This is a genomic window from Pseudomonas sp. KH_040 (genome assembly GCF_057839305.1).
Map to the genome: position 1 here is coordinate 6,676,389 of NZ_CM174487.1, position 17,851 is coordinate 6,694,239.

18 protein-coding genes are annotated in these 17,851 nt (G+C 56.3%); 3 read left to right on the forward strand and 15 right to left on the reverse strand.

From position 1 onward, the window contains the following. Window positions 1–17: 17 nt before the first annotated feature. From atpA to mnmG, 10 genes are all read right to left on the reverse strand, one after another. The gene (atpA, locus tag AC3IUF_RS29890; RefSeq protein WP_007911958.1) at window positions 18–1,562 is read right to left on the reverse strand and encodes a F0F1 ATP synthase subunit alpha; all 1,545 of its coding nucleotides are present in this window, start codon (window positions 1,560–1,562) and stop codon (window positions 18–20) included. A 21-nt stretch (window positions 1,563–1,583) separates the two neighbouring features. Continuing rightward, window positions 1,584–2,120 (reverse strand): F0F1 ATP synthase subunit delta, encoded by a 537-nt coding sequence (locus AC3IUF_RS29895; protein WP_007911956.1) that lies wholly within the window; start codon window positions 2,118–2,120, stop codon window positions 1,584–1,586. 12 nt (window positions 2,121–2,132) lie between these two features. Continuing rightward, window positions 2,133–2,603, reverse strand: a complete 471-nt coding sequence (locus AC3IUF_RS29900; RefSeq protein WP_003229781.1) for a F0F1 ATP synthase subunit B — start codon at window positions 2,601–2,603, stop codon at window positions 2,133–2,135. 59 nt (window positions 2,604–2,662) lie between these two features. Continuing rightward, window positions 2,663–2,920 (reverse strand): F0F1 ATP synthase subunit C, encoded by a 258-nt coding sequence (atpE, locus tag AC3IUF_RS29905; RefSeq protein WP_003097235.1) that lies wholly within the window; start codon window positions 2,918–2,920, stop codon window positions 2,663–2,665. Window positions 2,921–3,053: 133 nt separating this feature from the next. Continuing rightward, on the reverse strand, window positions 3,054–3,923 hold the full coding sequence (atpB, locus tag AC3IUF_RS29910) for a F0F1 ATP synthase subunit A (RefSeq protein WP_007911917.1): 870 nt from the start codon (window positions 3,921–3,923) through the stop codon (window positions 3,054–3,056). A gap of 16 nt (window positions 3,924–3,939) precedes the next feature. Beyond that, window positions 3,940–4,347, reverse strand: a complete 408-nt coding sequence (locus tag AC3IUF_RS29915) for a F0F1 ATP synthase subunit I (protein ID WP_003229783.1) — start codon at window positions 4,345–4,347, stop codon at window positions 3,940–3,942. A gap of 148 nt (window positions 4,348–4,495) precedes the next feature. Further along, the gene (locus tag AC3IUF_RS29920; RefSeq protein ID WP_034152184.1) at window positions 4,496–5,368 is read right to left on the reverse strand and encodes a ParB/RepB/Spo0J family partition protein; all 873 of its coding nucleotides are present in this window, start codon (window positions 5,366–5,368) and stop codon (window positions 4,496–4,498) included. Window positions 5,369–5,377: 9 nt separating this feature from the next. Beyond that, window positions 5,378–6,175 (reverse strand): ParA family protein, encoded by a 798-nt coding sequence (locus AC3IUF_RS29925; protein ID WP_007911909.1) that lies wholly within the window; start codon window positions 6,173–6,175, stop codon window positions 5,378–5,380. Window positions 6,176–6,193: 18 nt separating this feature from the next. Further along, window positions 6,194–6,838, reverse strand: a complete 645-nt coding sequence (rsmG, locus tag AC3IUF_RS29930; protein ID WP_007911906.1) for a 16S rRNA (guanine(527)-N(7))-methyltransferase RsmG — start codon at window positions 6,836–6,838, stop codon at window positions 6,194–6,196. Continuing rightward, window positions 6,835–8,733, reverse strand: coding sequence for a tRNA uridine-5-carboxymethylaminomethyl(34) synthesis enzyme MnmG (gene mnmG / locus AC3IUF_RS29935; protein ID WP_007911904.1), 1,899 nt, complete (start codon window positions 8,731–8,733; stop codon window positions 6,835–6,837). The genes rsmG and mnmG overlap by 4 nt, the downstream gene beginning before the upstream one ends. 571 nt (window positions 8,734–9,304) lie before the next feature. Between mnmG and AC3IUF_RS29940 the strand changes: the two genes are divergently transcribed. The 3 genes from AC3IUF_RS29940 (at window position 9,305) to AC3IUF_RS29950 (ending at window position 13,313) form a co-directional block, all read left to right on the forward strand. After that, window positions 9,305–9,811, forward strand: a complete 507-nt coding sequence (locus tag AC3IUF_RS29940; RefSeq protein WP_095113137.1) for a sigma-70 family RNA polymerase sigma factor — start codon at window positions 9,305–9,307, stop codon at window positions 9,809–9,811. Further along, a complete protein-coding gene (locus AC3IUF_RS29945) occupies window positions 9,811–10,758 on the forward strand; it encodes a FecR domain-containing protein (protein WP_489280026.1) in 948 nt (315 codons plus the stop codon). Before AC3IUF_RS29940 ends, AC3IUF_RS29945 begins: the two co-directional genes overlap by 1 nt. A 119-nt stretch (window positions 10,759–10,877) precedes the next feature. Continuing rightward, window positions 10,878–13,313: a TonB-dependent siderophore receptor gene (locus tag AC3IUF_RS29950; RefSeq protein WP_489280027.1), complete on the forward strand. Its 2,436-nt coding sequence runs from the start codon at window positions 10,878–10,880 to the stop codon at window positions 13,311–13,313. Window positions 13,314–13,356: 43 nt separating this feature from the next. Here the strand turns inward: AC3IUF_RS29950 and mnmE are convergent, their stop codons facing one another. The 5 genes from mnmE to rpmH all read right to left on the reverse strand — a co-directional run bounded on the left by mnmE (window position 13,357) and on the right by rpmH (window position 17,284). Beyond that, window positions 13,357–14,727, reverse strand: coding sequence for a tRNA uridine-5-carboxymethylaminomethyl(34) synthesis GTPase MnmE (gene mnmE / locus AC3IUF_RS29955; protein ID WP_489280028.1), 1,371 nt, complete (start codon window positions 14,725–14,727; stop codon window positions 13,357–13,359). An 81-nt stretch (window positions 14,728–14,808) separates the two neighbouring features. Beyond that, entirely contained in the window at window positions 14,809–16,491 is a 1,683-nt protein-coding gene (gene yidC, locus AC3IUF_RS29960) for a membrane protein insertase YidC (RefSeq protein WP_007911890.1), read from the reverse strand. Between the two features lie 2 nt (window positions 16,492–16,493). Next, window positions 16,494–16,739 carry a membrane protein insertion efficiency factor YidD gene (gene yidD / locus AC3IUF_RS29965; protein WP_077430980.1) on the reverse strand — a complete coding sequence of 82 codons (246 nt, stop codon included), beginning with the start codon at window positions 16,737–16,739 and terminating at the stop codon, window positions 16,494–16,496. Next, window positions 16,732–17,133, reverse strand: a complete 402-nt coding sequence (gene rnpA / locus AC3IUF_RS29970; protein WP_042704971.1) for a ribonuclease P protein component — start codon at window positions 17,131–17,133, stop codon at window positions 16,732–16,734. The genes yidD and rnpA overlap by 8 nt, the downstream gene beginning before the upstream one ends. A gap of 16 nt (window positions 17,134–17,149) precedes the next feature. After that, window positions 17,150–17,284, reverse strand: a complete 135-nt coding sequence (rpmH, locus tag AC3IUF_RS29975) for a 50S ribosomal protein L34 (RefSeq protein WP_003213577.1) — start codon at window positions 17,282–17,284, stop codon at window positions 17,150–17,152. Between the last annotated feature and the right edge of the window lie 567 nt (window positions 17,285–17,851).

The following is a 17,851-nucleotide window of genomic DNA, read 5'->3' on the forward strand; positions in this document are numbered from 1 at the left end:
GCGGCTCCCGCTGCGGCTTACCAGGTTTGGGTGGCCTTGAACTTCTCGATACCGGCTTTCATGCCAGCGTCGATTTCGTCATTGAAGTCACCTTTAACGTTGATCTTGGCCATCAAATCGGCGTGATCGCGGTTGAAGAAAGCAATCAGCGCTTGTTCGAAGCTGCCGATCTTGGCGATTTCAATGTCAGTCAGGAACCCACGCTCAGCGGCATACAGCGACAGCGCCATGTCAGCGATCGACATTGGTGCGTATTGCTTCTGCTTCATCAGCTCGGTAACGCGCTGACCATGCTCAAGTTGCTTACGGGTCGCTTCGTCCAGGTCAGAAGCGAACTGGGCGAATGCCGCCAGTTCACGGTACTGAGCCAGAGCGGTACGGATACCACCGGAGAGCTTCTTGATGATCTTGGTCTGAGCGGCACCACCCACACGGGATACCGAAACACCGGCGTTCACTGCAGGGCGGATGCCCGAGTTGAACATGGCCGATTCCAGGAAGATCTGACCGTCGGTGATGGAAATCACGTTGGTCGGAACGAACGCGGAAACGTCGCCAGCCTGGGTTTCGATGATCGGCAGTGCGGTCAGGGAACCGGTTTTGCCGGTCACTGCGCCGTTGGTGAACTTCTCTACGTACTCTTCCGAAACGCGGGATGCGCGCTCCAGCAGACGGGAGTGGAGATAGAACACGTCGCCTGGGTAAGCTTCACGGCCTGGTGGACGGCGCAGCAGCAGGGAAATCTGGCGGTAAGCCACTGCTTGCTTGGACAGATCGTCATAAACGATCAGCGCGTCTTCACCGCGGTCGCGGAAGAATTCACCCATGGTGCAACCGGAGTACGGTGCCAGGAATTGCAGCGCAGGAGATTCCGAAGCACTGGCAGCCACGATGATCGTGTTAGCCAGGGCGCCGTTTTCTTCCAGCTTGCGAACCACGTTGGCGATGGTCGATTGTTTCTGACCGATGGCTACGTAGACGCAGAAAATGCCGCTGTCTTTCTGGTTGATGATCGCGTCGATCGCCAGAGCGGTTTTACCGATCTGACGGTCACCGATGATCAGCTCACGCTGGCCACGGCCGACAGGGATCATGGCATCGACAGCCTTGTAGCCAGTCTGTACAGGCTGGTCTACCGACTTACGCCAGATCACGCCCGGAGCAACTTTCTCGACCGCGTCGGTCAAGGTGTTGCCCAGTGGACCTTTGCCGTCAACAGGGTTACCCAGTGCGTCGACTACGCGACCCAGCAGTTCCTTACCAACCGGAACTTCGAGGATGCGGCCGGTGCACTTGGCGCTCATGCCTTCAGCCAGAGACTGGTAAGCGCCCAATACAACGGCACCTACGGAGTCTTGCTCCAGGTTGAGAGCCATACCGTAGACGCCGCCCGGAAACTCGATCATCTCGCCGTACATAACATCGGCCAGACCGTGAATCCGCACGATGCCGTCAGATACGCTGACGACAGTGCCTTCGTTACGGGCTTGGGAGGTCACATCGAGCTTGTCGATGCGGCCCTTGATAATTTCACTTATTTCGGAAGGATTGAGTTGCTGCATTGCTCTGCTGCCCCTTCAAACTCAAGATTTCAATGCTTCGGCAAGTTTCGCGATTTTGCCGCGAATCGAGCCATCGATAACCAGGTCGCCGGCGCGGATAACGACACCACCTATAAGGGCAGCATCCTCCGCAACTTGCAGGCGCACTTCCCGGTTGAGTCGTGCACTGAGAACCTTGGCGAGTTTGTCTTGCTGTTCTTGGTTCAATGCAAAAGCACTGGTCACTTCAACGTCTACCGACTTCTCTTGTTCGGCCTTGTACAGGTCGAAAAGAGCGGCAATCTCCGGCAGAAGCGGGAGACGGTCGTTTTCGGCAACGACATTGATGAAGTTCTGTGCCTTGGCATCAAACTTGTCGCCGCACACGTCAATAAACGTGGCGGCCTTTTCTGCGCTCGTCAGTCGCGGGGCCTTGAGCACGCGCTGCATGGTGTCATCTTGTGACACCGCTGCAGCCAGGCCGAGCATGGCTGACCAATTGGCCAGTTGCTGGTGGGCCTGAGCGTGCTCGAAGGCCGCCTTAGCGTAAGGTCGGGCCAACGTGGTCAGTTCTGCCATGATCGCCCTCGCTTAGATTTCAGCAGCCAGTTGGTTAACCAGCTCTGCGTGCGCGTTTTGATCGATTGTGGCACCCAGGATCTTCTCGGCGCCGCCGACAGCCAGCAAGCCCACTTGGGCACGCAGCTTGTCTTTGACACTGTTCAGTTCCTGTTCGATCTCGGCTTGAGCCTGAACCTTCACACGGTCAGCATCGACACGGGCCTTTTCAACGGCCTCTTCGACAATCTGGTTACCGCGTTTCTTGGCTTGCTCGATGATTTCAGCTGCCTGAGCTTTCGCTTCGCGCAGTTGCTGACCCGCTTTTTCTTGGGCCAACTCCAGGTCGCGAGCTGCACGGCTGGCAGCGTCCAGACCATCAGCGATCTTCTTTTGACGTTCGTGCAGAGCAGCGATGACCGGAGGCCATACATACTTCATGCAGAACAGTACAAAAATCAGGAACGCAACGGACTGGCCAATCAGGGTCGCATTAATGTTCACGCCAACACCTCGCAGTTACGTTGTCCATCACATCAAATTACTCGGAAGAATCCGGGTAATTAGCCAGCGATCTGACCAACGAACGGGTTCGCAAAGGTGAAGAACAGAGCGATACCAACACCGATCATGGTTACGGCGTCGAGCAGACCGGCAACGATGAACATTTTAACTTGCAGCATTGGAACCATTTCTGGCTGACGCGCTGCGCCTTCCAGGAACTTGCCGCCCAGCAGGCCGAAACCAATTGCGGTACCCAGTGCGCCCAGGCCGATCAACAGTGCAACAGCGATAGCGGTTAGACCAACTACAGTTTCCATCTTTCCTCCCGACTTTTACGTCGTATGGTTTAGGTTTTTTAGATTAAAGCGGTAAAACAAATCGTTTCAGGTGCCCTGTGAAGAGCCCCTTCCCGTTTGACCGGGAAGGACATCAGACTAGTCGAGACTGGTCTTAATGGTTTTCTTCGTGCGCCATCGACAGGTAGACGATGGTCAGCATCATGAAGATGAACGCCTGCAGCGTGATGATCAGGATGTGGAACACAGCCCACGCCCACTGCAGAACAACGCCCAGGCCGCTCAGCCAGAGCAGACCGCTGCCGAACATCACAGCGATCAGAATGAACACCAGCTCGCCGGCATACATGTTGCCGAACAGACGCAGAGCCAGAGAGATCGGTTTGGCGATCAGGGTCACGAATTCCAGCAGGAAGTTCACCGGGATCAGCAGGGCTTGAACGAAGATGTTCTTGCTGCCGAACGGGTGCAGGGTCAGTTCGCCGATGAAGCCGCCGAAGCCCTTGACCTTGATGCTATAGAAAATGATCAGTGCGAAAACCGAGAACGCCATGCCCAGGGTCGCGTTCGGGTCGGTAGTCGACACGGCGCGGAACGGGATGTGGTGGTCGCCGGAGATCAGGATGGCCAGCTGAGGAATCCAGTCGACCGGTACCAGGTCGACGGCGTTCATCAGGAACACCCAGACGAAGATGGTCAGTGCCAGCGGTGCAATCACCGGGCTACGGCCATGGAAGCTGTCTTTCACGCTGCCATCGACGAATTCGACCAATACTTCAACGAAGTTCTGCAAAGCACCCGGCTGACCCGAAGTCGCTTTCTTTGCCGCCATGCGGAAAAGAAGTACGAAGATCAGACCCAACGCGACCGACCAGCCGAGAGTATCGACGTGGAAAGCCCAGAAGCCCATTTCTTTGGCTTCTGCTGCGGTATGGGCAAAGCCCCAGCCGCCGTTAGGTAGCTGACCGAAGGTCAGGTTCTGCAAGTGGTGCTGGATATAGCCCGAAGCGGTTGTTTCTGCCATGGTTGCCTCAAACGCCCTAAGGTCTCGAAAGTCTTGTTCTCATCAGCAGGGGAGCGAACCAGCTGACCGACTGAGTCAGCACGAACGCGCCGAATACAGCTATCGGCGCCAGTGGCTTCACACCTGCAAACACCAGTGCAAAGAGCACTGCCGTCAAAATCAGTTTGCCTGCCTCGCCGGCATAAAATGACCGGACGATGGACTGGGCTGCTCGGGCGCCGGAAAACCGAAATGCCTTGTGAGCGAAATAAACATTGGGCAGCAAGGCTATCAGGCCTCCGCAAAGTCCCGAGTATCCGGCAACGACTCCGTGCCATTGCCAGAGCGCCAAAGCGGCAATGAGCAAAATGACAAATTGAGCCATTAACACCGGAAAAACCGCCAGGCGATGGAACGGCAGGCGGTTTGGCTTGCGGGTTTCCATCACGTTTGCTCTCCAATGGTCGGCTGCCAGAATTCAATAACTTGGCATAATTTGTGCCGACAAAATGCGCGCAGAGTATAGGGGCGGTTCTGCCCCTATTCAACTGTCAGGTAGTGATTTCCGACTGCGCGCTACATGAGGAAATGTTTCAGCGGATGTGTGCGAGCACACCTTGAAGCTCATCGAGGGAGTTGTAACCGATCACCAACTGACCCTTTCCCTTCTTGCCGTGGCGAATCTGCACCGCAGAGCCTAGGCGCTCGGCCAGACGCTGTTCGAGACGAGCGATATCCGGGTCGGGTTTGGTCGCCTCCACAGGCTCCGGTTTGCCACTCAACCACTGACGAACCAGTGCCTCAGTTTGGCGCACAGTGAGACCGCGTGCGACAACATGTCGCGCCCCTTCTACCTGTTGATTGTCCGGCAGACCGAGCAATGCACGGGCGTGACCCATTTCCAGGTCGCCGTGGGACAGCATGGTCTTGATGACTTCCGGCAACGCAATAAGCCGCAACAGGTTAGCCACAGTGACGCGGGACTTACCCACAGCCTCGGCAACTTGTTGCTGAGTGAGCTGGAATTCCTGCTGCAAACGCTGCAGAGCCACCGCTTCTTCGATCGGATTGAGGTCTTCGCGCTGGATGTTCTCGATCAGCGCGATGGCGATTGCGGTTTCATCCGGCACATCGCGGACCATCGCCGGGATGGTTTCCTGGCCGGCTTGCTGACTTGCGCGCCAGCGACGTTCACCGGCGATGATCTCGAAGCGGCCACCGCCAATCGGGCGCACCACGATCGGCTGCATTACGCCTTGCGCCTTGATCGACGCTGCCAGTTCTTCCAGCGCCTGCGGATCCATGTCACGGCGCGGCTGGTATTTACCGCGCTGCAGCAGATCCAGCGGCAGATGTTGCAACTCACGGGTGTCAGCCTGCGCGGCTTGTTCTTCCAGCGCGCTGACGGTCGGACCACTCAGCAGTGCATCCAGTCCACGTCCGAGACCTCGTTTCTTGACGGCCATGGGGATTCCTTAAGTTGCCTGAGCGGCGGCGATGCGTGAATTTTTGCGCTGACGGCGAACCATCTCGCCGGCCAGGGCCAGATAAGCCAAGGCGCCACGCGATTGTTTGTCGTAGGCCAGCGCCGGCATGCCGTAGCTCGGCGCTTCGGCCAGACGGATGTTGCGCGGGATCACCGTGTCGTAGAGCTGCTCGCCGAAGTGTTCCTTGAGCTGCGCCGAAACGTCATTCATCAGGCTCAGGCGCGGGTCATACATGGTCCGCAGCAGGCCTTCGACTTTCAGGTTCGGATTGAGCAGTTCGGCGATGCGCTTGATGTTATCCACAAGGTCGCTCAGCCCTTCGAGCGCAAAGTACTCGCACTGCATGGGGATAATGACCCCATCGGCGGCGACCAATGCGTTCAGCGTAAGCATCGACAGCGACGGCGGGCAGTCGATCAAAATGTAATCGTAGTTTTCGCGGATCGGCGCCAGCGCGCTGCGCAGACGGCTTTCCTTCATCTGCATTTCCAGCAGCACCACTTCGGCCGCCGTCAAATCGCGGTTGGCCGGCAGCAGTTGATAACCGCCGTGCTCGGAATAGTGCATGGCCTGGGCCAGATCGCATTCGCCGATCAGCAGGTCGTAGACCGAGTTTTCCAGGCCGTGTTTATCCACACCGCTACCCATGGTGGCGTTGCCTTGTGGATCGAGATCGATCAACAGCACCCGGCGCTTGGTCGCGACCAGGGATGCTGCGAGGTTGATGCAGGTGGTGGTCTTGCCCACACCACCCTTCTGGTTCGCTATCGCGAATACCTTAGCCATTCTTGCTTGTGTTCCCAATCATGCCGTGCGGCGCAGTATCAGCAGATGGCGTTGGCCTTGGCAACCGGGTACGGCCAGGGCGTGTTCGCTATCGAGTTTGAAGTCTGCCGGCAATGCTACCAGCTCATCGGCCGGATGAACGCCCTTCATTGCCAGCCAGCGTGTATCGGCATCGCCGAGGTGGCGAGTCCAGTTGGTGAAGTTTTCCATGCTGCTGAACGCCCGGGAAATGATCCCGTTGAACGGCTGCGCAGGCTGGAACGCTTCGACACGACTGTGGATAACTTGCAGGTTATCCAGTTTGAGTTCGAGTTTGACCTGAGTCAGGAAGCGGGTTTTCTTGCCGTTGCTGTCCAGACAGGTCACTTGCGAGTCTGGATACAAAATCGCCAACGGGATTCCCGGCATGCCGCCGCCGCTGCCAACGTCAAGCCAGCGACCATTTTCAATGAACGACATCACGCTGAGACTATCGAGCAAGTGCCGCGAAACCATTTCGTCCGGATCGCGCACGGCGGTCAGGTTGTAGGCCTGGTTCCATTTGATCAACAGGGCCAGATAACCCAGCAGCAATTCGTGCTGGGTTTCAGTGAGATTGACACCGAGCTCGCGGGCTCCTGTGGATAACTCTTCGGCGTGTTGCGAAGTGACCTTAGAACTCAAGCGCTTTGCTCCAACTGACGGCCCGCGCCGCGTTTTTTCAAATGAATCATCAACAGCGAAATCGCTGCCGGGGTCACACCCGGGATCCGCGAAGCCTGGCCCAGCGTCTCTGGTCGAGTCGCGCCAAGCTTGCTCTGGATCTCCTTGGAGAGACCGGAAATGTTGGTGTAATCGATATCCACAGGCAATTTCGTGTCTTCACTGGCGCGCAGACGGGCGATTTCGTCCTGTTGGCGGTCGATGTAACCGGCGTATTTGGTCTTGATTTCAACCTGTTCGGCGACCTGTGGATCTTCCGCGCCGTTCCCGGTCACTTCGACCAGACCAGCGTAGTCGATTTCCGGACGACTCAAGAGGTTGAGCAAGTTGTATTCGTGAGTCAGCGGCGTGCCGAATTTCTCGGCAATCGCATCGCCCTGCTGCGTGTTCGGGCGAACCCAAGTGCTTTTCAGGCGCTGTTCTTCCAGCTCGATGCTTTCGCGTTTCTTGCAGAAGGCCGCCCAACGGGCGTCATCGACCAGACCGAGTTCGCGACCTTTTTCGGTCAGACGCAGGTCGGCGTTGTCTTCGCGCAGAATCAGGCGGTACTCGGCACGGGAAGTGAACATGCGGTACGGCTCTTGAGTGCCAAGGGTGATCAGGTCGTCGACCAACACGCCGATGTACGCCTCATCGCGACGCGGGCACCAGGCTTCTTTGCCCTTGGCGCGCAGTGCGGCGTTGGCGCCAGCGAGCAAACCTTGGGCGCCGGCTTCTTCGTAGCCGGTGGTGCCGTTGATTTGCCCGGCGAAGAACAGACCGCCAATGACTTTGGTTTCCAGGCTGTACTTCAGGTCGCGCGGATCGAAGTAGTCGTACTCGATGGCATAGCCCGGACGCACGATGTGTGCGTTTTCCATGCCGCGGATCGATTGCACGATCTGCAATTGCACGTCGAACGGCAAGCTTGTGGATATCCCGTTCGGGTACAGCTCATGGGTGGTCAAACCTTCCGGTTCGATAAACACCTGATGGCTTTCCTTGTCGGCAAAGCGGTGGATCTTGTCTTCGATCGACGGGCAATAACGCGGACCGATGCCTTCGATTTCACCGGCAGCCGAATACATCGGCGAACGATCGAGGTTCGCGGCAATGATTTCGTGGGTGCGGGCGTTGGTGTGCGTAATCCAGCAGCTCACTTGGCGTGGATGCTGTTCTTTGTTGCCCATGAACGACATCACCGGGATCGGCGTATCGCCGGGCTGCTCGGTCATTACCGAGAAATCCACAGACTTGCCGTCGATACGCGGCGGTGTACCGGTTTTCAGGCGACCGACCCGCAGAGGCATTTCACGCAGACGGTGAGCCAGCGCGATCGACGGTGGATCACCGGCTCGACCGCCGGAAAAATTCTGCAAACCGATGTGGATAAGTCCGCCGAGGAAGGTACCGGTGGTCAACACCACGGAATCGGCGAAGAAGCGCAGACCCATTTGCGTGACAACACCGCGGACTTGTTCCTGTTCGACGATCAGATCGTCAGCAGCTTGTTGAAATATCCACAGGTTCGGCTGGTTTTCCAGGATTTCACGGACAGCGGCTTTGTACAGAATCCGGTCAGCTTGCGCACGGGTCGCCCGTACGGCTGGGCCTTTGCGGCTGTTCAACACGCGAAACTGGATGCCGCCCAAATCGGTGGCCATGGCCATCGCGCCGCCGAGGGCATCGATTTCCTTGACCAGATGGCTTTTGCCAATGCCACCAATGGCCGGGTTGCAACTCATGGCTCCGAGGGTTTCCACGTTATGCGTCAGCAACAGGGTTTTTGCCCCCATACGTGCTGAGGCCAGTGCTGCCTCGGTACCGGCATGACCGCCGCCGATGACGATCACTTCAAAACGGGAAGGGAAATCCACCACGCACCTCGTGCCTGCTTAAGTAGGTAATTCAGGAATAGTTTGAGATCAGGTTTCTGGACCTGGTCGACAAGTATAGGGACTTCGCCCTTCCTAAAGAACCCTTTGCACAAAATTTAACCAGCTGTGGAGAACTCGAGGTTAAAAGAATAAAAAAGAGAGAAATTTATAAAACCTTTGTTTTTATGTTTATTTCTACTGAGTCACGTTTCTGTGGATAGATCGCTACAGGCCTTTATATTCAATATGTACAGAGATTCAAAACCCTGTGACCATGTGCCAATGAGGACCTTGGATAACCGGTTTAAGCCTGTGGATGAAAGGGGTGTTTATCCACAGGGGCGGTTATGTCCAGTTTTCAGGCCCTGTTATCAACTGCCCTCAGTGGCAGTTATTCACAGGGCTTAATCCACAGAAAAACGATACAACGGCTTTTTCACAGCGCAAAAAAAACGCCAGCGAGGGTTCGCTGGCGACAAAGAAGCCGATGGAGGGAAGTGCGAGGGCTATTGTGAGAGAACGTAACAGGGGCTAATAATAGGCATTATCATTAACTCATCAGTTTTTCCCCATGTCCCTACCCGCCCACACTGCTGCGATCGAGCAAATCTACGAGCAACACCATTCGTGGCTATATGGCTGGCTCAAGGGCAAATTGCATGACGCCTGCGATGCGGCCGATGTAGCGCATGACACGTTTGTGCGGATTCTCGCGGCGCGCAACGCCGCGCATATTCGTGAACCACGGGACTATCTGGCGACTGTTGCACGCGGGCTGGTGATCGATCGTTATCGCAGGAAGGCTATCGAAGCTGCGTATTTGCAGACCGTGGCAGCTCGACCGCAAGCCACCGCCATCAGCGAGGAAGACAAGGCGCTGATCATCGAAACTCTGGTCGCTGTGGATAAAGCCTTGGCGGGGCTTGGCCCCAGAAGCCAACAGATTTTCATGCTGTCGCAGATCGATGGCCGGACTTATCAACAGATCGCCCTGCAGCTAAAGGTTTCGCTGACCACGGTGAAGAAACACATGATCCGTGCCCTGACGGAATGTGCCCTGATCATGGCGCAACATTGATGGCCATCGCTCCCGATCGCCAGGTTTTCGAAGCCGCCGCCAGTTGGTATGTGCAGTTTCAGGCGGACCCGCCGACGCTCGCCGAACAGAAGGCCTGGCAGCTGTGGATAGACAGTGATCCAGCGCACCTAGCGGCATGGAACCAGATGGAACAACTGCAGCGCCACCTCGGTACGTTGCCGCCTGATTTGAAACGTCGCGCCCTGAATACCGGGCAGCAACGACGCCAGGTGCTCAAGTTGTTGCTGCTCGCTGCGGGGACGGGGTTCGTTGGCTGGAATGTCCAGCAACACACATCGCAGGGGAATGTCTGGGCCGACTATAAAACTGGCGTTGGCCAGCGTCGCAACCTGACATTGGCTGATGGCAGTCAGATTCAGCTCAACACCGACACTGCCATTGACGTGTCTTTTGATCCGACGCAGCGGCTGATTCGCCTGCGCTCCGGCGAGATCCTGATTCAAACCGGCAAACTTGGCGATCAACGGCCCTTTTTCGTCGACACCCGTGATGGCCGGATTCAAGCGCTGGGCACCCGGTTTTCCGTACATCAGTTATCGGAGTCTACCCGTGTCGGTGTGCTGGAAGACCGGATCAGCGTTCAGCCTGCTGATCTATCAACAGCCGCAATTATTCTGAACGCAGGCGAAGGGGCCGACTTTGATCGTCGACACATCGGGCTCACTCATCCCTTCAAATCCACGGAAGTGGCGTGGACCAATGGCCAGTTGATTGTGCTCAATGCACGCTTGGGCGACGTGATTGAAGAATTGGGCCGCTATCGCCGCGGTGTTTTGCACTGCGATAACCGCGCGCGGGATCTGCGGGTATCCGGCACATTCCGGCTCGACTCCACCGATGCAGTGCTGGCCAATCTTCAGGCTTCGCTGCCAATCGACGTGCGCTATTTCACCCGTTACTGGGTCTCGATCAGCCACAGCGCTTGATCGAAATGTCACTTGGGGAAAATAAATCGACAACAGGGTTATCTTTTTTTGCCCTGACCCGGCCCTACAGGTAATCGCGATAAACGCGGCTCTTTGCCACCTTCAGGGCTAATCCACACATGCGTCTTTCCACGTTTCGTCAGCGTTTTTCCTACCACTGCATTGCTTACAGCCTACTGATGACCAGCGCTGCGTCCTGCCTGGTGATTAGCCATAACGCGATCGCTGCAACGGTCGCCCAGCGTTATGCCATTGCCGCCGGCCCGCTGGACAATGCCTTGAGCCAGTTCGCCTCCGCTGCGAATGTAATCCTGTCGTTCTCGCCGCAACAGACCAGCCGTTTGCGCGGTGCCGGTTTGAACGGCGATTTCACCGTCGACCAGGGTTTCGCCCAACTGCTGCAAGGCTCGGGGTTGCAAGCCGTACCACAGGCGCCGGGCAGTTACATTTTGCAGGCACTGCCCAACGGCGACGCACTGGAATTGGCCCCGACCAACATTAACGGTCAGTTGGCCAATCCGATGAATCTGGATTACGCCGCCGACGTCGGATACAAGGCGCAGAACAGCCGGATCGGTACGAAAACCAGTACGCCATTGTCGGAAACACCGCGTTCCGTGTCCGTCGTCACTGCCCAGCGCATGAAAGATCAGAAATCTCAGACACTCACTGAAGTACTCGGCTACGTTCCGGGAATCTTCGCGCCACCCTTTGCCGCCGGCGACAGTCTGGCTGGAGACCTGTTCTACATTCGCGGTTTCAACGCTACCGATTATGGCTACGGTCTTTTGCGCGATGGACTACGCGTACAGGGCAATCGTTATGACACCAGCACCGAGCCTTACGGACTTGAGCGGGTCGAGATTTTCCGCGGCCCGTCTTCTCTGTTGTATGGGGAAAACGCACCGGGCGGTCTGGTCAATCTTGTTAGCAAACGTCCGACCGCTGCACCGCAGGGCGAAGTGCAATTGGGTTATGGCTCGAACAATCGCCGGCAGATCGGCGTCGATGTCTCCGGTCCACTCAATGACAGCGGCAACGTTCTCGGGCGGGTGGTGATGCTTGGGCGCAAGTCGGACACCCAGACCGATCATGTCCCGGACGACCGGATCTACATTGCGCCATCCCTGACCCTGAATTTCGATGATTTCAACACGCTGACTCTGCTGGCCAACTACCAGAAGGATCACACCAACATGGAACTTGGCCTACCGGCGGCCGGTACTTTGCTGACAAACTCCAACGGCAAGTTATCCAAAGGCACCCTGCTCGGCGACCCGGACTGGAACACTTTCGAACGGGAAACCTGGAGCACCGGTTACGAGTTCAGCCACTCGTTCAACGACGATTGGCAGTTCCGTCAGAACTCGTGCTACATGCAGTCGCGCATTACCCGTCACGAAACCTGGCCGGGCAACCTCAACAACGCCGGGTTTGGCACACGCCTGAACATGACTGCGTACGATCGCTTCAACAAGTCGATGGTGTACTCGCTGGATAACCAGCTGGAAGGCAAGTTCCAGGTCGGCGGTCTGGAGAACACCGTGTTGTTCGGCGCCAGCTACGACCGTACCTCGTTCAATCAGGACTGGAACGCTGGCATCGTCGGGCCGATCGATGTGTATAACCCTGTGTACCTACGTGACCCGACGACACCGATTGCTGTGCAAAACACCTTGCTCGAGCAACAGATGAAAGGTGTTTATGCACAGATCCAAAGCAAGTACGACCATTGGTTGTTTCTGCTCGGTGGCCGTCAGGACTGGGTCGACAGTGATTTCCGCGACAAGGTCGCCCAGTCGAGCGACATCAGTTCCGAGGACAAGAAGTTCACCTATCAGGGCGGCGTGATGTACCAGTTCGACAACGGCATGACGCCGTATGTCAGCTATTCCACCTCGTTCGTACCGGTGCAGCAGATTTCCAATGCCGGCGCACCGCTCGACCCGATCACCAGCAGCCAATACGAAGTGGGTCTGAAATACGAACCGATCGGCTGGGATACTGCGTTTACCGCTTCGGTGTACGACCTGCGCAAAAAGGACGACACCTACTTCGACTCGACGACAGCGACCTACCGCCAGGTCGGCGAAAGCCGTTCCAAAGGTGTGGAACTGGAACTGAACAGCAATCTGACCCAGAACCTCAATGTGACAGCGGCCTACACCTACACCGATGCGCGGATTACCAAAGATGCCGCGACGTCATTGGTCAAAGGCCATCAAATGACCGGGGTGCCACGTAATCAGGCTTCGGTCTGGACGAAATACCGATTCCTCGATGGCGACTTGAAAGGCCTGTATGTCGGCGGTGGTGTGCGTTACTTCGACAGTGCCTTCGCCTACACCTCGCCTTCTCTGTACGGCAAGCTCGATGCCGGCGATGTCACGTTGGTGGATGCGGCGATCGGTTATCAAATCGACACGAATTGGAGCGTCGATCTGAACGCGAAAAACCTGTTCGACAAGGAATATGTGTCGGGATGCAACGATGCTGGTCGTTGTTATTGGGGCGAAGATCGCACCTTGCTGGGGACGGTGTCTTACAACTGGTAAAGCAAAAAAGGGGCTGTGGATAAATATTCCACAGCCCCTTTTGTTATTTGCCGATGCAGAAGCTGGAAAAGATCCTTCCCAGCAGATCATCGGAGCTGAACGCCCCGGTGATTTCACCCAGAGAATGCTGGGCCTGACGCAAATCTTCGGCGAGCAATTCGCCGGCGCCGGCCAATGTCAGTTGCGCGCGGCCGTGTTCCAACGCGGCGCTGGCGTGACGTAATGCCTCCAAATGGCGGCGACGTGCACTGAAGCTGCTTTCCGAAGTTTGCTCGTAACCCATGCAGGCTTTGAGATGGTCACGCAGCAAGTCCAGCCCTTCACCGGCCGACTTGGCACTCAGACTGATCGTCACATGCCCGTCTTCACTGGTTTCGAGGGCAATTGCTTCGCCCGTCAGATCCGCTTTGTTGCGGATCAGGGTAACTTTCGCCGGATCCGGACGGGTCTCGAGGAATTCCGGCCACAATGCAAACGGGTCCAATGCTTCCGGAGCGGTCGCATCGACCACCAGCAACACCCGATCGGCTTCACCAATAGCCTTCAATGCCCGTTCAACACCGATCTTTTCCACATGATCATCGGTATCACGCAGCCCTGCAGTATCGACAACATGCAACGGCATGCCGTCGATGTGGATATGTTCGCGCAGGATATCCCGCGTGGTGCCGGCAATCTCCGTCACGATGGCAGCTTCGCGACCGGCCAAAGCATTCAACAGGCTGGACTTGCCGGCATTCGGACGACCGGCGATCACCACGGTCATGCCATCGCGCAACAAAGCGCCCTGCCCGGCTTCACGCAGTACTGTGGATAACTCGTTGCGCACTTTGTCGAGCATGTTCAACACATGGCCATCGGCGAGGAAGTCGATTTCCTCTTCCGGAAAGTCGATGGCGGCTTCGACGTAGATACGCAAACCGATCAACTGCTCGGTCAAGTTATGCACACGTTGGGAAAATGCACCCTGCAATGAGCGCAGGGCATTACGCGCAGCCTGTGCCGAACTGGCCTCGATCAAATCGGCAATCGCCTCGGCCTGGGCCAGGTCGAGTTTGTCATTGAGGAAAGCACGTTCACTGAATTCACCCGGACGGGCCAAACGGCAACCCAACTCCAGGCAACGCTTGAGCAACATATCCAGAACGATCGGGCCGCCGTGGCCTTGCAGTTCCAGCACGTCTTCGCCGGTGAAAGAGTTCGGTCCCGGGAAATACAGGGCCAGGCCCTCGTCCAGGACTTGCTGGTCGTTACTGAAAAACGGCCCGTAATGGGCGTAACGCGGTTTCAGCTCACGGCCGCTGATGGCTTTGGCTGCAACACTGGCCAGCGGCCCGGAAATACGGACGATGCCCACACCGCCGCGACCCTGAGCGGTGGCGACGGCGGCGATGGTTTCACGAGGTGTGCTCATAAACCGGAATCCAGACAAAAGTGGCAGATAGCAAAACGCCCCACTAGGGGGCGTTTTGAGTGGTGTTATCCACAGTGCAAGTTACGCCTCGGCTTTTTTCGTCGCCGCTTCGATCTTACGCGTGATGTACCACTGTTGTGCAATCGACAGGCAGTTGTTCACAACCCAGTACAGCACCAGACCTGCCGGGAACCACAGGAAGAAGAAGGTGAAGATGATTGGCATCATTTTCATGACCTTCGCCTGCATCGGATCCGGAGGAGTCGGGTTCAGCTGCTGCTGGATGAACATGGTTGCACCCATGATGATCGGCAGAATGAAGAAAGGATCCTTGATCGACAGGTCAGTGATCCACAGCATGAACGGCGCCTGGCGCATTTCCACGCTTTCCAGCAGAACCCAGTACAGCGAAAGGAAAACCGGCATCTGCACGAGGATCGGCAAGCAGCCGCCCAGCGGGTTGATCTTCTCTTTCTTGTACAGCTCCATCATGGCTTGCGACATTTTCTGCCGGTCATCGCCATGTTGCTCTTTCAGAGCAGCCAGTTTCGGCGCGACAGCACGCATACGCGCCATCGATTTGTAGCTGGCAGCCGACAGCGGGAAGAAAATACCCTTGATCAGCATGGTCAGGAAGATGATCGACCAGCCCCAGTTACCGACGATGGCGTGGATGTGTTGCAGCAGCCAGAAGATTGGCTGGGCAATGAACCACAGAATGCCGTAGTCGACGGTCAGTTCCAGACCTGGGGACAACTCTTTCAGCACAGCCTGGCTTTTAGGACCGGCGTACAGCACAGCGCTGGTTTCAACTTTGGCACCCGGAGCAGCGGTCAGTGTCGGACCGGTGTAACCGATGATGTAGTTGCCTTTGCTGTCTTTACGGGTCTGGACGATGTTGTTTTCGCCCTTGGCCGGAATCCACGCGGTCACGAAGTAATGTTGCAGCCAGGCTACCCAGCCACCGGTGACGGTTTCTTTCAGCTGCGCCTTGTCCATGTCCTTCATGGACACTTTCTTGTACGGCTCCGAACTTGTCCACAGGGCGGCGCCCAGGTAAGTCGCGGTGCCAGTAGCAGTAGTGGACGAAGGATCAGCGCTGTTGTCGCGTTTCAACTGAGCAAACATTGCGCCGTTCCAGGGCTGAGCGCTCTGGTTATCCACAATGTAGGAAACGGCTACGTCATACAGGCCGCGTTTCAGGGTGAAACGCTTGATGTAGTTGACGCCGTCCTTGCTGAACTTCAGGTCGACGACCAGTTGGTCCTGACCGTCAGCCAGTTGATAAGTCTTCTTCTCCGAAGAGTAGACCGGACGACCGGCCGGATTTGCATCCGGGCCATTGGTGCCGATCAGACCGCTTTGGGCCAGATAAACACGTTCGCCACCGTTATCGAACAGTTGGAACGGCACATCAGGACGATCCTGACGACGTGGATACAGAGGCAAGGTCAGTTGAGCGACATCGCCACCTTGTGGATCGATCGCGAGATCGAGCACGTCGGTTTTGATCTGGATCAGATCCTTGCTGGCGGCCACCGGCGTTTCGGCAGGTGCGCTGGTATCGCTAGCGGCGCGCGGAATATCGTCACTGGCGGCAGCATTATTGCCAGTGGCGGTGTCCGGCAAACCGGATGTAGTCGTACTGGAAGCAACATTCTGAGTCGGCAGGGCAGCCTGACCATAGTCCTGGTTCCATTTAAGGACCATAACGTAGGCCACGATTGCCAGGGCGACGATCAGGATCGTGCGTTTGATATCCATGATTACTCGGCCATCGAAGAAGAACGGGAGGTAGGGATAGGTGGAACCGGGTCATAACCACCGGGATTCCACGGATGACAGCGACCTAAACGACGAAAGGCCAGCCAGCCACCGCGCAGAAGGCCATGATTTTCGATGGCTTCTAACGCGTAGCAGGAACAACTGGGGTAGAAACGACAGTGGTTGGCCATTAAAGGACTAATGGCATAGCGATAAAACTGGATCGGAACGAGGGCCAGTTTACGCATCTGGACTGTCTACCCCTACAGTTTCGGTTTTGACTTCTGGAACGGGCTTGCTGCGTGCAAGACGCTTCCAGAGTTTGCCGAAATGCTGAATCAATTCGGGGTTTTCTACATCGCCCAGACCTTTGCGCGCGACGATAACGATATCCCAGCCGACCAGTGAATCCTGGTGCAAACGGAATGATTCGCGCATCAAACGTTTGAGGCGATTGCGCTCAACGGAGAGCTTTACGCTCTTTTTCCCGATAACCAGCCCGAGACGGGGGTGATCAAGATCGTTGTTGCGTGCAAGGAGCAGGAGATTTTTCCCCGGAACCTTGCCGGTAGGGGAGTCAAAGACTGCCTTGAAATGCCGGGGGGTAAGCAGACGCTTTTCCCGACTGAAGTCCTGACTCACCTCCAGTACCGGATTATCAAACTGCCAGACGCGCACGACCTTTGGCGCGACGACGCGACAGGACTGCGCGGCCGTTCTTGGTAGCCATGCGAGCACGGAAACCGTGGGTACGAGCGCGTTTGATAGTGCTTGGTTGGAAAGTACGTTTCATTGTCGTGTTACCTGGTTCGTCCACAACGGGCCGGAATGGCCCCCGTTTTAAGAGACCGGGGATTCTAGAGAAAGCAAGCCTTCAGGTCAATTTCCAACCAACGTTTCCTTATAAATAGATCTCGAGGTGTTCTTTGCCCGATCACCTGCTCGCCATACATAAAAATAAAGAAGGGAATTATTTAAAGCTTTTCTGTAAAGCTTATAAAAGCTAGGCACACCGTCTTCTGTGGATAAGTTGCATTAGCCCTTGTTTGACGTGATGTACAGAGAATGACAACTACAGTGGAAAACCGTGTTCAGCCTGTGCTGCACTGTCGGATAACCTGTGTGTGGAATGGCATGTTATCCACAGGCAGGTTATCCACCGAGTTCAACCCCCAGTTGTCCAGTGCCCTTAGTGGCGGTTATCCACAGAGCTTATTCACACACCGTTGGTCGTTTTTTTAGCGGTTAACGCGTTGATAAATCATGGTCACCGGGCAACCTGCATGTGGATAAGTGGACGGCTCGCCGCTACAATGGCCGCTTGTTTTTGCCTCACCGGCTTTCAACTTAGGGGATATCC

What these genes read in the sequence shown, in the direction of transcription:
- atpE (WP_003097235.1), bottom strand. Translation starts at nt 2,920, where the DNA reads ATGGAAACTGTAGTTGGTCTAACCGCTATCGCTGTTGCACTGTTGATC.
- rpmH (WP_003213577.1), bottom strand. Translation starts at nt 17,284, where the DNA reads ATGAAACGTACTTTCCAACCAAGCACTATCAAACGCGCTCGTACCCAC.
- atpA (WP_007911958.1), bottom strand. Translation starts at nt 1,562, where the DNA reads ATGCAGCAACTCAATCCTTCCGAAATAAGTGAAATTATCAAGGGCCGC.
- yidD (WP_077430980.1), bottom strand. Translation starts at nt 16,739, where the DNA reads ATGCGTAAACTGGCCCTCGTTCCGATCCAGTTTTATCGCTATGCCATT.
- AC3IUF_RS29940 (WP_095113137.1), top strand. Translation starts at nt 9,305, where the DNA reads ATGTCCCTACCCGCCCACACTGCTGCGATCGAGCAAATCTACGAGCAA.
- AC3IUF_RS29920 (WP_034152184.1), bottom strand. Translation starts at nt 5,368, where the DNA reads ATGGCCGTCAAGAAACGAGGTCTCGGACGTGGACTGGATGCACTGCTG.
- AC3IUF_RS29925 (WP_007911909.1), bottom strand. Translation starts at nt 6,175, where the DNA reads ATGGCTAAGGTATTCGCGATAGCGAACCAGAAGGGTGGTGTGGGCAAG.
- AC3IUF_RS29915 (WP_003229783.1), bottom strand. Translation starts at nt 4,347, where the DNA reads ATGGAAACCCGCAAGCCAAACCGCCTGCCGTTCCATCGCCTGGCGGTT.
- yidC (WP_007911890.1), bottom strand. Translation starts at nt 16,491, where the DNA reads ATGGATATCAAACGCACGATCCTGATCGTCGCCCTGGCAATCGTGGCC.
- AC3IUF_RS29945 (WP_489280026.1), top strand. Translation starts at nt 9,811, where the DNA reads ATGGCCATCGCTCCCGATCGCCAGGTTTTCGAAGCCGCCGCCAGTTGG.
- mnmE (WP_489280028.1), bottom strand. Translation starts at nt 14,727, where the DNA reads ATGAGCACACCTCGTGAAACCATCGCCGCCGTCGCCACCGCTCAGGGT.
- AC3IUF_RS29895 (WP_007911956.1), bottom strand. Translation starts at nt 2,120, where the DNA reads ATGGCAGAACTGACCACGTTGGCCCGACCTTACGCTAAGGCGGCCTTC.
- atpB (WP_007911917.1), bottom strand. Translation starts at nt 3,923, where the DNA reads ATGGCAGAAACAACCGCTTCGGGCTATATCCAGCACCACTTGCAGAAC.
- AC3IUF_RS29950 (WP_489280027.1), top strand. Translation starts at nt 10,878, where the DNA reads ATGCGTCTTTCCACGTTTCGTCAGCGTTTTTCCTACCACTGCATTGCT.